Annotated in this window: 12 protein-coding genes and 1 tRNA gene; 7 read left to right on the top strand and 6 right to left on the bottom strand. The window is 71.4% G+C overall.

The window, feature by feature from the left end; translation table 11 throughout:
• The first annotated feature begins 153 nt into the window (after window positions 1–153).
• On the top strand, window positions 154–1,575 hold the full coding sequence (locus EDF48_RS02830; RefSeq protein ID WP_123937135.1) for an APC family permease: 1,422 nt from the start codon (window positions 154–156) through the stop codon (window positions 1,573–1,575).
• Window positions 1,576–1,594: 19 nt separating this feature from the next.
• Complete coding sequence (locus EDF48_RS02825; protein WP_131877955.1) at window positions 1,595–2,959, top strand: NAD-dependent succinate-semialdehyde dehydrogenase; 1,365 nt, start codon at window positions 1,595–1,597, stop codon at window positions 2,957–2,959.
• An 84-nt stretch (window positions 2,960–3,043) separates the two neighbouring features.
• Here EDF48_RS02825 and EDF48_RS18990 read toward each other — a convergent pair whose 3' ends face one another.
• Genes EDF48_RS18990 through gabT form a run of 4 tightly spaced genes read right to left on the bottom strand, consistent with a single transcriptional unit; the run spans window position 3,044 to window position 7,517 of the window.
• The gene (locus tag EDF48_RS18990; RefSeq protein WP_165932303.1) at window positions 3,044–3,205 is read right to left on the bottom strand and encodes a hypothetical protein; all 162 of its coding nucleotides are present in this window, start codon (window positions 3,203–3,205) and stop codon (window positions 3,044–3,046) included.
• Window positions 3,206–3,241: 36 nt separating this feature from the next.
• Complete coding sequence (locus EDF48_RS02820; RefSeq protein WP_131877953.1) at window positions 3,242–4,630, bottom strand: NAD(P)/FAD-dependent oxidoreductase; 1,389 nt, start codon at window positions 4,628–4,630, stop codon at window positions 3,242–3,244.
• The gene (locus EDF48_RS02815) at window positions 4,627–6,159 is read right to left on the bottom strand and encodes an NAD-dependent succinate-semialdehyde dehydrogenase (protein WP_131877951.1); all 1,533 of its coding nucleotides are present in this window, start codon (window positions 6,157–6,159) and stop codon (window positions 4,627–4,629) included. The genes EDF48_RS02820 and EDF48_RS02815 overlap by 4 nt, the downstream gene beginning before the upstream one ends.
• Window positions 6,156–7,517 (bottom strand): 4-aminobutyrate--2-oxoglutarate transaminase, encoded by a 1,362-nt coding sequence (gabT, locus tag EDF48_RS02810; RefSeq protein WP_131877949.1) that lies wholly within the window; start codon window positions 7,515–7,517, stop codon window positions 6,156–6,158. Before gabT ends, EDF48_RS02815 begins: the two co-directional genes overlap by 4 nt.
• Before the next feature lie 92 nt (window positions 7,518–7,609).
• On the opposite strand from gabT, the gene EDF48_RS02805 reads away from it, so the two are divergent.
• Together EDF48_RS02805 and EDF48_RS02800 are read left to right on the top strand one after the other, a co-directional pair.
• The gene (locus EDF48_RS02805; protein ID WP_131877947.1) at window positions 7,610–9,145 is read left to right on the top strand and encodes a PucR family transcriptional regulator; all 1,536 of its coding nucleotides are present in this window, start codon (window positions 7,610–7,612) and stop codon (window positions 9,143–9,145) included.
• A 20-nt stretch (window positions 9,146–9,165) separates the two neighbouring features.
• Window positions 9,166–9,783, top strand: coding sequence for a TetR family transcriptional regulator (locus EDF48_RS02800; RefSeq protein WP_131877945.1), 618 nt, complete (start codon window positions 9,166–9,168; stop codon window positions 9,781–9,783).
• Here the strand turns inward: EDF48_RS02800 and EDF48_RS02795 are convergent.
• Window positions 9,766–10,467, bottom strand: coding sequence for an NUDIX domain-containing protein (locus tag EDF48_RS02795; protein WP_131877943.1), 702 nt, complete (start codon window positions 10,465–10,467; stop codon window positions 9,766–9,768). The genes EDF48_RS02800 and EDF48_RS02795 overlap by 18 nt on opposite strands.
• A 58-nt stretch (window positions 10,468–10,525) precedes the next feature.
• Here EDF48_RS02795 and EDF48_RS02790 point away from each other — a divergent pair, with 58 nt between their 5' ends.
• The gene (locus tag EDF48_RS02790) at window positions 10,526–11,005 is read left to right on the top strand and encodes a hypothetical protein (RefSeq protein ID WP_131877941.1); all 480 of its coding nucleotides are present in this window, start codon (window positions 10,526–10,528) and stop codon (window positions 11,003–11,005) included.
• An 86-nt stretch (window positions 11,006–11,091) separates the two neighbouring features.
• On the opposite strand, the gene EDF48_RS02785 is transcribed toward EDF48_RS02790, so the two are convergent.
• Window positions 11,092–11,178, bottom strand: a tRNA-Leu gene (locus EDF48_RS02785).
• A gap of 86 nt (window positions 11,179–11,264) precedes the next feature.
• Between EDF48_RS02785 and EDF48_RS02780 the strand changes: the two genes are divergently transcribed.
• Together EDF48_RS02780 and EDF48_RS02775 are read left to right on the top strand one after the other, a co-directional pair.
• Window positions 11,265–11,945: a DUF3662 and FHA domain-containing protein gene (locus EDF48_RS02780; RefSeq protein ID WP_123292929.1), complete on the top strand. Its 681-nt coding sequence runs from the start codon at window positions 11,265–11,267 to the stop codon at window positions 11,943–11,945.
• Window positions 11,942–12,493 carry an FHA domain-containing protein gene (locus EDF48_RS02775; protein WP_111083697.1) on the top strand — a complete coding sequence of 184 codons (552 nt, stop codon included), beginning with the start codon at window positions 11,942–11,944 and terminating at the stop codon, window positions 12,491–12,493. The genes EDF48_RS02780 and EDF48_RS02775 overlap by 4 nt, the downstream gene beginning before the upstream one ends.
• The last annotated feature ends 3 nt before the right edge of the window (window positions 12,494–12,496 follow it).

Raw genomic sequence — 12,496 nt, 5'->3', positions numbered from 1 at the left:
CCGCGGTGTACAGCAACTGCCCGACGTCTGTACACCGCGGCCGGTCCACCGAGCACTCGCACATCGGTATGTTGCTCCGAACCAGTCCGGGCGACGCTGCCCAGCCCAGCTCCGGCGCTGCCCACCTCCGACCCAGCAGGGAAGTCCACGCACATGGCATCACCGACCGCGGTCCCCACACCGACAGCACCGGCAACACCTGCGCGCGGCGGTTCCCTGAAGCGGAGCCTCGGACTCTGGGCGATCGTCGGCCTGGGCCTCGGCTACATGACCCCGACGGTGGTGTTCGACACCTTCGGCATCGTCTCCGGGCAGACCGACGGCGCCGTGCCGAGCGCGTACCTGATCGCGCTGGTCATCATGGCCCTGACGGCGATCAGCTACGGGAAGATGGTCCGGGTCTACCCGGCAGCCGGTTCGGCCTACACGTACGTGCGGGAGTCGATGCACCCGAACCTCGGGTTCATGGTCGGCTGGGCGTCCCTGCTCGACTACCTGCTGCTGCCGATGGTGAACGCCCTGATCATCCGGCTCTACCTGGAGCAGGTGTTCCCGGCACTGCCGTCGTGGGTGACGGTCGTCGTCTACACGGTGTTCGTGACGACGGTGATCTGCCTGTCGATGCGTGGCACGTCGAACCTCAACATGGTGCTGCTCATCGGCGCGATCCTGGCGATGATCGCGTTCGTGGTCTTCACCGTCATCGAACTCGTCCACGGTGCCGGCGCCGGCACGATCGCGAGCACCGAGCCGTTCGTGCACGACGGCGTGACGATGTCCGCCCTGCTCACCGGTGCGACGGTGGTCTGCTTCTCGTTCATCGGCTTCGACGCCGTGACGATGTACACGGAAGAGGCGAAGTCGATCCGGATCATGCCGAAGGCGATCATGCTGACGGTGCTGCTCGGCGGCGCGATCTTCCTGGTGTCCGCGTACTTCGCGCAGCTGCGGTTCCCGACGAACACCCCGTTCGGCGAGTTCACCGACGACCCGCTCCCCCAGATCGGCCTGCTCGTCGGTGGCCCGGTGTTCCAGGCGGTCCTGGTGTCGGCCGGGTTCGTCGCCGCGTTGGCGTCGGGGCTCGCCTCGCACGCGAGCGTCGCCCGCATGCTCATGGTGATGGGTCGGAACAACGTCCTGCCGAAGCGGGTGTTCGGCTACGTCAACCCGCGCACGCACACCCCGGTGTTCAACGTCGTCTTCGTCGGGGCGGTCACACTGCTCGCGATGAGCTTCTCGCTCGACACCATCTCGTCGTACATCAACTTCGGCGCGCTCGTCGCCTTCACCTTCGTCAACGCGAGCGTCATCGTGCACTTCGCCGTCCGGCAGGGCCGCCGCCACACCGCGGGTGACCGGTGGAAGTACATCGTCCTGCCCGGCCTCGCGATGGTCCTGACGGGGGTGCTCTGGTCGCAGCTCCACGCCGACGCACTGATCGCAGGAGGAGTGTGGGCGGCGATCGGCTTCGCCTACCTGCTCGTCATCACGAAGGGCTTCCGGGTGCTGCCGAAGAGCTTCGACGAGAACCAGCCGGTCACCGGCGTCAACAAGCAGCTGACCGACCAGGCCTGACCCACCACGAGAGGACGCCATGTACGCCGTCACCGACCCCACCACGGGCACGACCCTCGAGACGTTCCCGACCATCACCGACGACGAGCTGCGCGCCGCCGTCACCACCGCCCACCACACCCATGGCGAGTGGGGCCGCACCAGCACCGTCGCCGACCGCGCGGCCCTGCTCCACCGCGTCGCGGACCTGTACCGGGAGCGCCACGCCGACCTCGCCGCCACGATCGTGCGCGAGATGGCGAAGCCGATCGACCAGGCCGAGGGCGAGGTGGACTTCTGCGCCGACATCTACGACTACTACGCCGACCACGCCGAAGAGTTCCTCGCCGACCAGCCGATCACCCTGGCCGACGGCTCCGAGGGCAGCGCCTTCATCCGGAAGTCGTCGATCGGCGTGCTGCTCGGCATCATGCCGTGGAACTTCCCCGCCTACCAGATCGCCCGGTTCGCCGGCCCGAACCTGCTCATCGGCAACACGGTCCTGCTCAAGCACGCACCGCAGTGCCCCGAGTCGGCCCTGGCGATCGAGCGGATCTTCCACGACGCCGGGTTCCCCGAGGGCGCGTACACGAACGTCTTCGCGACGAACGACCAGGCCGCAGACGTCATCGCCGACCCGCGCGTGCAGGGCGTCTCGCTGACCGGGTCCGCCCGCGCCGGTGCCGCCGTCGCCGAGATCGCCGGCCGGAACCTCACGAAGGTCGTGCTCGAGCTCGGTGGGTCGGACCCCTTCATCGTGCTGTCCACCGACGATCTCGACTCGGTCGTCGAGTCCGCCGTCACGACCCGCCTCGAGGGCAACGGGCAGGTCTGCAACGCCCCGAAGCGCTTCCTGGTGGTGGACGACCTGTACGACGACTTCCTGGCGAAGTTCACGACGGCCATGTCCGCGGTCTCGCCGACGGACCCGTCCGTGCCCGGTGCCGAGCTCGGCCCGTTGTCGTCCCCGACCGCCGCGGACCGGCTGCAGGAGCAGCTCGCGTCCGCCGTCGCGCAGGGTGCGACCGTCGTCACCGGTGGTGACCGCCAGGGCAACGCCTTCGTGCCGACGATCCTCACCGACGTCACGCCGGACAACGACGCGTACCGCGAGGAGTTCTTCGGCCCCGTCGCCGCCGTGTACCGCGTCGCCGACGAGGACGCCGCCGTCGCACTCGCCAACGACACCCCGTACGGCCTCGGCTCGTACCTGTTCACGACCGACTCCGACCAGGCACTCCGCGTCGCGGACCGGCTCGAGGCCGGCATGGTCTACGTCAACATCGTCGGCGCGGACAGCCCCGAACTGCCGTTCGGCGGCGTCAAGGGCAGCGGCTTCGGCCGCGAGCTCGGCCCCCTGGGGGCCGACGAGTTCGTCAACAAGAAGCTGATCCGCATCGGCTGACGGACGCTCTGGACCCGGCTCCACGTCGGACGGGAGGCACGGTGCCAGCTGGCACCGTGCCTCCCGTCTGCTCGTCGGTCGCCGCTACTGCTGCGGGTCGGCGGGCTCGCCGCCGGAGTCCGTGTCGCTGTCCTGCGCGGGGTCCTTCGTCGCGTCGCCCGTGGGCGACCCGTCCGGCAGGTCCTCGGTGCACTGCGCTTCGGCCTCGCTGGGGTCGCTGGATCCGTTCGCCGTCGTGTCGCTCATGGCCCGGACGCTACGCGCGGTCGGCGCTGCACCCGTTCAGACGGACGAGGCGGCAGCGCCCGAGCCGGCGGCGACCGGGGTCACGGCCAGGATCTCGTCGGCGACCTCACGCCCGATCCGCACCGCACCGTCGACGTGCTGGTACCCCTGCCCGGCCAGGTCGCTCGACGCGAACCGGATCGGACCGACGGCTGCACGCTGGTCGGCGCCGTAGCGGACGAGCCCGCCCAGGTCGAAGCTCGCCGCGTAGGCGCCGCGGGTCCACTCCTCGGTGCCCCAGTCGCTCTCGTAGTACACGACCGGGCGCAGGGCCTCGTCGCCGTAGTAGTGCGCGAGCGATGCGAGCACCCGGGCCTTCCGTTGCTCGACCGACAGCGCGAACAGGTCGTCCGCGTGCTGGTCGGAGACGAACCCGACGAGCGTGCCCTGCTCCGAGCCGTGCTCGGTGTTGTCGTACGCCTCGTGCACGACCTCGTACGGGCTGAACGCGGTGCCGGAGAGCCCGGCGCCGCGCCAGAACGGCCGGTCGTAGACGGCGTGCACCTTGATGACGAAGCCCATCGACAGGTGCTGGTGCAGCTGGTGCTGGCGACGGGGCAGCGAGGGCTCGTACGAGATCCGCGAGTACAGGGGCGGCGGCACGGCGACGAGCGCCTGCCGGGCGTGGACCTCGAGACCGCCGTCGGCGAGCGCGACGACCCCGTCGTCGGTCCAGCGCAGGGTGCGCACCGGCGCGTCGAGGTGCACGGCGTCACCGAGGCGCTCCGCGAGGCGTTCCGACACCTGCTGCATGCCGCCGACGACGCGCTTGTCCAGGATGAAGTCGGCGTCGACCAGGTTCGTGAAGCTCCCGGCAGAGGCAGCCATCAGCAGGGCCTGCAGTGCCGAGAACGCGTGTGCCGGCTTCGTGAGCATGGCGCCCGCGATGAACAGTTCGACGTTGTCGGTGGCGACGCGGTCCGGGCTGAGCGCGTGCAGCCAGGCACGGAAGGAGACCTCGTCGAGTGCGGCGGCGTCCGGTGTCTCCCAGGGGCGGGCGGGGTCGACCGCCGCGACGTACTCGTCGACGACCGTCACGAGTCGCTCGATCTCGTTCGCCGTCGCCTCGGGCAGCGGGAAGATGTCGCCGGTGTACTCGGTGCGGGTGCCCGCGGCGTCGACGTAGACGCTGGAGCCCTCGCGGTACCGGTCGTACGTGTCGAGTCCGAGTTCGTCGAGGGTCTCGAGCAGCGCGGTCTGGTCGGGCGAGACCCACTGGCCACCGATCTCGAGCGTGACGCCGTCGATGTCGTTGGTCCAGGTGCGGCCGCCCACGCGGTCGCGCGCCTCGAGCACCGTGACGGTCAGTCCCGCGGCGCGCAGGCGGTTCGCGGCGGTCAGGCCGGTGACACCGGCTCCGATGACGACGACGTCGCTCTCGATCATCGTGCTGCTCCTTCGGTGGTGGTGCTCCGGAACGGGTCCGGGGTCAGCGTGTACATGGTCTCGAGGTACTCGGCGATGCCCTCGCCGCCGCCTTCGCGGCCGAGGCCGGACTGCTTCACCCCGCCGAACGGGGCCGACGCGTTCGAGACGACACCGGTGTTGAGTCCGAGCATTCCGGTCTCGAGCCGCTCCATCAGGCGCTGGCCGCGGGCCGGGTCCTCGGTGAACGCGTAGCCGACCAGACCGTACTCGGTGTCGTTGGCGGCGGCCACGGCCTCGTCCTCGGTCCGGAACGTCCGGATCGCCAGGACGGGCCCGAAGATCTCGTCGCGGAGCAGGTCGCTGCCGGGCTGCACGTCGGTCAGGACCGTGGGCGCGTAGAAGGTGCCGGGGCCGTCGACCGGGTGTCCGCCGGTGCGGAGCGTCGCCCCGCGGTCGAGCGCGTCGGTGACCAGGCGGTGCGCCTTGTCGACGGCACGGTCGTCGATGAGCGGTCCGATGGCGACGCCGTCCTCGGTGCCGCGTCCGACGCGCATGGCCTCGACACGTTCGGTGACCCGGCGCGTGAACTCGTCGACGACGTCCTCGTGCACCAGGAACCGGTTCGCGGCGGTGCAGGCCTGCCCGGTGTTGCGGAACTTGGCGGCGAGCGCGCCCTCCACGGCCAGGTCGAGGTCGGCGTCGGCGAACACCAGGAACGGGGCGTTGCCGCCGAGTTCCATGCTCGTCCGGAGCACGTTCTGCGCCGCCTGGGCCAAGAGCGTGCGGCCGACCGGCGTCGAGCCCGTGAACGACAGCTTCCGGAGCCGGGGGTCGGCGATCACCGGCGCGGAGACGTCGGCGGCCCGCGTGGTCTGCACCACGTTGACCACCCCGGCGGGCAGACCGACCTCGCGCAGCAGGTCGACGAAGAGCAGGGTCGTGAGCGGCGTGAGCTCGGCCGGCTTCACGACGACGGTGCACCCGGCGGCGAGCGCCGGTGCGATCTTCCGGGTCGCCATCGCCAGCGGGAAGTTCCACGGCGTGATGAGGAACGCGGGGCCGACGGGCTTGTGGGAGACGGTGGCACGGCCGGTGCCCTCCGGGTTGGTGCCGTACGAGCCGCCGATCCGGACCGCTTCCTCCGAGAACCAGCGGAGGAACTCCCCGCCGTACGCGACCTCGCCGCGGGCCTCGGCGAGCGGCTTGCCCATCTCGAGCGTCATGAGCAGCGCGAACTCCTCGCGGCGTTCCTGCAGCAGGTCGAACGCGCGACGGAGCAGCTCGGCACGGTGCCGCGGCGGTGTGCTCGCCCAGCCCGTCTTGGCTGCTTCCGCGGCGTCGAGGGCTCGGACACCGTCCTCGGGGGTTGCGTCGGCGATGTCGAGCAGCCTCTCGCCGGTGGCGGGGTCGACGACGGCGAAGGTCCGGCCGTCGGCCGACGGCTGCCAGGCGCCGTCGACCAGGAGGCCCGTGGGGACGCGGGCGAGCAGCTCGCGTTCGGCGTCGGTGCGGTCGGCCGCAGGGGCGGCGGTGGTGCCGGTGGTCATGCTGTTGCGAGTCCTTCCAGGACGACGTCGAGTCCCTCGTTGAGCAAGGCGTCGTCGATCGACAGTGGGGGCAGGAACCGGACGACGTTGCCGTACGTGCCGGCGGTCAGCGCGATGACGCCGTGCTCGAACGCGGACCGCACCACCTTCCCGGTCAGTGCTGCGTCCGGCTCGCCGGTGACGGGGTCCACGAGTTCCATCGCGACCATCGCGCCGCGTCCACGGACGTCACCGATCCGCGGGTCGGTCGTCTGCGCGGCACGGAGTCGTCCGAGCAGCACGTCCCCGATCTCGCGGGCTCGGTCGACCAGGCCGTCGTGCTCGAACGCGTCGATCGCGGCGAGGGCGGCGGCGCACGCGATCGGGTTGCCGCCGTAGGTGCCGCCGAGCCCGCCGACGTGCGCGGAGTCCATGATCTCGGCGCGCCCCGTCACGGCGGACAGTGGCAGACCACCGGCCATGCCCTTCGCGGTCGTGACGACGTCCGGCACGATCCCCTCGTGCTCGCTCGCGAACATCGACCCGGTGCGCGCGAAGCCGGTCTGCACCTCGTCGGCGATGAGCACGACGCCGTTCGCCGTGGTCCACTCGGACAGGGCGGCGAGGAACCCGGGCGCGGGGACGACGAAGCCGCCCTCCCCCTGGATCGGCTCGATGAGCAGCGCCGCGGTGTTCGCCGCGCCGACCTGCTTCTCGATCTGGCTGATCGCGCGCTTCGCCGCCTCGGGTCCGGAGAGGCCGTCGTGGAACGGGTAGGACATCGGCACCCGGTAGACCTCGGGCGCGAACGGGCCGAAGCCGTCCTTGTAGGGCTGGTTCTTCGCGGTGAGCGCCATCGTGAGGTTCGTGCGGCCGTGGTACGCGTGGTCGAACACCACGACGGCCTGCCGGCCGGTGTGCTTGCGCGCGATCTTCACGGCGTTCTCGACGGCCTCGGCGCCGGAGTTGAACAGCGCCGTGCGCTTGTCGTGGTCACCGGGGGTCAGCCGGTTGAGCGCCTCGGCGACCGCGACGTACCCGTCGTAGGCGGCGATCGTGAAGCACGTGTGGGTGAAGGCAGCGACCTGCTCGGTGACCGCGGCGACGACGGCGGGGTGCGCGTTGCCGACGCTGGTCACGGCGATCCCGGACCCCAGGTCGACGAACGAGTTGTCGTCCGCGTCCACGACGACCCCGCCACCGGCTGCGACGACGGCGATCGGCACGGCGACCCCGACCCCGGCCGCGACGGCTCCGGCCTTCCGCGCCATGAGCTCGCGTGATCGCGGGCCGGGGACGGCCGTGACGAGCCGTCGTTCCTGGGGCAGCGAGGGGCCGCCGGTGGGCGCACTGATCGAGGGTGCTGCGGTGGAGGACATGCGGCGATGGTAGGAGCCTGCGGTGACCACGGCGGCTGTCCACCGTGTACATCGAGCACCGGTCCGATCGCCCCGGTGGATAAAGTGCTCCCATGCCCGCGACGCTGCGTTCCCTGTTGCACCGTGCCGACCTCCGCCTCCGCCCGCTGACCGACGCGGACACGGGCGCCCTCGACGCCCCGCTGTCGTGGCTGCACAGCTCCGACCTCGAGGACCCGACACCGTTCCTGGCCGACGGGCAGGGACTGCTGACCACGGGCACCCAGTTCGGCGCCGAGGCCGAGGTCCCGGAGGACGTCGCCGGCCCCTACGTCCGCCGACTCGTCGAGCGGGGCGTCGTCGCACTCGGGTTCGGCACCGAGGTCGTCCGCGCCGGCACCCCGGACGCCCTCGTCGCCGCCTGCTCGCAGCACGGACTCCCCTTGTTCGAGGTGCCCTACGAGACCTCGTTCATCGCGGTCGCGCAGGCGAACGCCGAAGCGGTCGCCCGCGACGCGAACGCCCGGAACGCCTGGGCCCTCGCCGCACAGCGGGCGATCTCGCTCGCGGCGATGCGCCCGGACGGGCTCGGGGCGACGATCGCCGAGCTCTCCGGGCAGCTCGACGGCTGGGTCGGGCTCTTCGACGTGTCGGGGCGCCTGGACCGTGGGCACCCGGCGGACGGCGTGCCCGCGCAGGACCTCGAGCTGCTCCGGACCGAGGCACTGCGCCTGCTGCGCGCGGGACAGCGGGCGAGCCTGCCGGTGACGACCGAGCACCACACCGGGTTCACGCTGCAGACCCTCGGCAGCGGGGGCCACCTGAGCGGCGTGCTCGCGATCGCGAACGGCGGTGCGCTCGACCGCGCCGGTCGTGAGGTGGTGACGTCCGTCATCGCCCTCGCCGGACTCGCGCTGCAGCAGAACCGTGAGCTGGCCCGGGCTCGCGGGCTCCTGCGCACCGGCCTGCTCACCATGCTCTCGGTCGGCGATCCGGAGGTGGTCCAGTCGACGTCGCGCGAGGTGTGGGGTCCCCTGCCCGCCGAACCAGTCCGGATCGCGGCCCTCGACGTCGACGACCACGACCTCGACACCGTCGTCGACCTGCTCGAACTGTGGGTGCAGGACCGGCCCGGACAGCTCTTCTTCGCCGTCGACGACGCCCTCTTCCTGTGCGTGAGCGCCGACGACACCGCGATCGTCGAGGAACTGGTCGGGCGCTTCGACCTCCGGGCCGGCCTGTCGGACGGTGCCGCGTACCGGTCGTTCGGCCGCGCTCGCACCGAGGCCGTGCAGGCCCTGGACCGTCGGCGCGAAGGACGACCGGGCACCACCGAGTTCGGCGACCTCGCCCGGGAAGGCGTCCTCGCACACCTGGCCCACGTGGACGTCGACGCCGGCGCCGTCGCCCGCGCGTTCCTCGCTCCCCTGCTCGAACACGACCGGTCGGCGGGCACCGAGCTCACCCGCACCGTCCGCGCCTGGCTCGAGCAGAACTGCGAGTACGACCGCGCCGCCCAGGTGCTCGGCATCCACCGCCACACCGCACGCTCCCGGGTCGAGCACGCCGGCCGACTCCTGGACCGCGACCTCTCCGTCTTCGCGACCCGTGCCGACCTGTGGGCGGCCTTCGTCGTCGAGGGCGCGTGACCCGCGGATACGGTGGGACGATGCCGTCGACACCGGCCCGCCGGCGCCTCAGCCCGGCCGAACGCGGATCCCAGATCGCGGCGGCCGCGGTCGACCTGGCGCGCGCCGAGGGCCTCGCGGCGGTGACGCTCCGCGGGGTCGCCGCCGTGATCGGGGTCGCGCCGTCGCTCGTCGCCCACTACCGCCCGAGCATGGAGGACCTGGTCGGCGAGACGTTCCGCACCGTCGCGGCAGCCGAGGTCGCCGAGGTCCGCGCGATCGTCGGCGCTGCGCCCGACCCCGTCTCCGGCCTCCGCACCCTGCTCGGCTGCATCGCCGATCCCGCGCGCGACGACGTCGCCACCCTCTGGGCCGACGCGTGGAGCATCGGCCGCACGAACGCGGCACTGGCGACCGCGGCACGGGACGTCATGGACGACTGGCAGCTCCTCGCGACCACGGTCGTCGTCGACGGGGTGCGTGCGGGCGTGTTGCGGACCGACGACCCGGACGGCGTGGGACGCCTGCTCTTCGCGCTCGTCGACGCCACCAACGGGTACGCCCTGGTCGACTACCTCGACCGACCGACCCGCGAAGGCCTGGTCCGCACGACGATCGCCCGAGCGGTGGGCCTGGACGAGTCAGCCCTGTCGGGGTGACACCCGCCGCGGTGCCGCTGACCGCAGTGCCACCCACTGCAGCAGCATGATCGTCTTGCCGTCGGCGATCCGGCCGTCCTCCACCATCGCGAGGGCCTCGTCGAGTGCCAGCTCGAGCACCTCGATGTCCTCGCCCTCGTCCTCGACCCCGCCGCCCGCCTCGACCCGGTCCGCCGGTGTGTAGGCACCGACGTAGAAGTGGACACGCTCGGTGACCGAACCGGGGCTCATGAAGACGTCGCCGACGCGCACCAGGGCGCCCAGCCGGATGCCGAGCTCCTCGGCGGCCTCGCGGCGGACGGCGGTCTCCGGGTCGTCCTCGTCGAGCAGCCCCGCCGCCGCCTCGATGAGCATGCCGTCCGGGTGCCCGTTCACGTACGCCGGCCACCGGAACTGCCGCGTGAGCAGGACGGTACGGCGCTCGGCGTCGTACGGCAGCACCGTGGCGCCGTTCCCGCGGTCGTAGGTCTCCCGCTGCTGCCGGTCCCACCGGCCGTCCCGGCGCCGGACGTCGAGCGTGGTGCGACGGAGCACGTGCCAGCCGTCCGACACGACCTCGACGTCCCGCACGACGACGTCGGGGTTGCGGTCGAGGTCACGGCCGACGGCGTCGAGTCCGGTCCGCCCACGGGCATCGGGGACGTCGACACCGGGACGAGGGGCTGCTGCACGATCATCGGTCACCTGGTCACGCTAGCGGGGCGGCTGCTCGCACGACCTGCCCGCCCGGTACCGTGCAGCCATGACCAGGACACCGTTCACCCGTCGCCCGGACCGACCGCAGGTCGTCACCGTGTCGTTCGTGCTCTGGCTCGTCTGGGTCGCGGTCTGCCTGGTGGCGACCGTCCTGCAGTTCGTGGCGGGAACGGGCGGCAACGCCATCGGCACGGTCCTGACGGTGCTCGTCGCCATCGTGGTCTGGGGACTCGTCGGGTGGGCGGTCGTCCGCACGGCCGCCGGGTCGCGGGTTGCACGCATCGTGCTGGTCGTCGTCGCCGCGGCCCGTGCGGTGCTCAGCCTCGCGAGCGGCGAACTTGGACTCCTGACGATCGCGCTGTCGGTCGTCGCCGCGGTCCTCCTCTTCCTGCCCAGCGCGCGCCCGTTCTTCGCACCGAGCGATGCGGGAAGAACCGACCACGGGATCTCCGGACCCGGCGTGTCGGGGTCGAGCCGCGCCTCCTGGCCGGATCCCGACCACGCGACGGACGCCGATCGGACCTGATCCGCCCACCGGCGACGGCCGCCCCGGTACGTCCTGGGGGAACACGAAAGGCCCCGGATTCCTCCGGGGCCTTTCGCTGTTTCGCCTGGTGCGCGAGGGGGGACTTGAACCCCCACGCCGTTTCCAGCACACGGACCTGAACCGTGCGCGTCTACCAATTCCGCCACTCGCGCCAGCCCCAAAACACTACCACGCACAGACTGCCCCCTGCGCCAACCACTACCATGCAGTGGTTGACGACCGACGACTCTGGAGACACATGGGCCTGCTGGACAACTTCGAGCGAGGGCTGGAGCGCGCCGTGAACGGCGCGTTCGCGAAGACCTTCCGCTCCGGTGTGCAGCCGGTCGAGATCTCCAGCGCCCTGCGCCGTGAGCTCGACACGAAGGCCGCCGTGGTGTCGCGAGAGCGCATCCTCGTGCCGAACGAGTTCACCGTGCGCCTCGCACCGCCGGACTTCACGCGCATGAACGACGTCGGTCGTCCGCTCATCGACGAACTCACGCAGATGGCCCACCAGCACGCCGTCGCGCAGAACTACTCGTTCTCCGGACCGGTCACCATCCGGCTGCAGCAGGACGGCACCCTGTCGACCGGCATCCTGCAGATCGACTCCACCACGGTGCAGCGCGATGTCGCCTGGATCGCCGTGCTCGACATCGGCTCGCAGCGCCACCGCCTGCAGCGCGGACGCACCGTGATCGGCCGTGGCAGTGACGCCGACATCACCATCGCGGACACCGGGACGAGCCGGAAGCACGTGGAGGTCCTGTGGGACGGCAAGCACGCCCAGGCCACGGATCTGGGCTCGACGAACGGCTCGAAGCTGAACGGACAGCACTTCCAACAGGCGATCGTGGAGCCGGACTCCACCATCGAGATCGGTCGTACCCGTATGGTGTTCCGGGTGATCCCGGAGAACGACGGAGGTGCTCGATGACCACAGGCCTGACCCTGCTCGTCCTGCGCTTCGCGTTCCTCGCGGTGCTCTGGCTGTTCGTCTTCGTGATCGTCTTCGCCCTGCGCAGTGATCTCTTCGGCCAGCGCGTGCGCACGATCCCCACGGATTCCAAGTCGGCTCCCTCCGGCCCGACGACCCCGACGATCCCCGCAGCGGCGGCGCCGGCAGCGGCCTCGGGCGGCGCGTTCACCGACCTCATCGGGCAACCCACGGCGGCGACGCAGTCGCCCTCGCCGGCAGCGGTGCGCCTCGTGATCACCGAGGGCGCGCGTGAGGGCATGGAGATGCCACTCGGCGGCGGGCCGATCACGATCGGCCGCTCCAGCGAGTCCAACGTCGTGATCCGCGACGACTACACCTCGACCAACCACGCCCGGCTCGACCTGCGCGCCGACGGCTGGCTCCTCACCGACCTCGAGTCCACGAACGGCACCTTCGTCAACGGTCAGAAGGTGAGCGCTCCCCTGATCGTCGCGGAGCGCACGCCGATCACGATCGGGACGACGACGTTCGAGCTGCGGCGGTAACCC

This window comes from Curtobacterium sp. PhB191 (assembly GCF_004346515.1).
In the GTDB taxonomy this organism is placed as follows: Bacteria; Actinomycetota; Actinomycetes; order Actinomycetales; family Microbacteriaceae; genus Curtobacterium.
This window is presented reverse-complemented; position numbering and strand designations above follow the sequence as displayed.

Coding starts and splice junctions, on each gene's coding strand:
- EDF48_RS02830 (WP_123937135.1), top strand. CDS start 154: ATGGCATCACCGACCGCGGTCCCCACACCGACAGCACCGGCAACACCT.
- EDF48_RS02825 (WP_131877955.1), top strand. CDS start 1,595: ATGTACGCCGTCACCGACCCCACCACGGGCACGACCCTCGAGACGTTC.
- EDF48_RS18990 (WP_165932303.1), bottom strand. CDS start 3,205: ATGAGCGACACGACGGCGAACGGATCCAGCGACCCCAGCGAGGCCGAA.
- EDF48_RS02820 (WP_131877953.1), bottom strand. CDS start 4,630: ATGATCGAGAGCGACGTCGTCGTCATCGGAGCCGGTGTCACCGGCCTG.
- EDF48_RS02815 (WP_131877951.1), bottom strand. CDS start 6,159: ATGACCACCGGCACCACCGCCGCCCCTGCGGCCGACCGCACCGACGCC.
- gabT (WP_131877949.1), bottom strand. CDS start 7,517: ATGTCCTCCACCGCAGCACCCTCGATCAGTGCGCCCACCGGCGGCCCC.
- EDF48_RS02805 (WP_131877947.1), top strand. CDS start 7,610: ATGCCCGCGACGCTGCGTTCCCTGTTGCACCGTGCCGACCTCCGCCTC.
- EDF48_RS02800 (WP_131877945.1), top strand. CDS start 9,166: ATGCCGTCGACACCGGCCCGCCGGCGCCTCAGCCCGGCCGAACGCGGA.
- EDF48_RS02790 (WP_131877941.1), top strand. CDS start 10,526: ATGACCAGGACACCGTTCACCCGTCGCCCGGACCGACCGCAGGTCGTC.
- EDF48_RS02780 (WP_123292929.1), top strand. CDS start 11,265: ATGGGCCTGCTGGACAACTTCGAGCGAGGGCTGGAGCGCGCCGTGAAC.
- EDF48_RS02775 (WP_111083697.1), top strand. CDS start 11,942: ATGACCACAGGCCTGACCCTGCTCGTCCTGCGCTTCGCGTTCCTCGCG.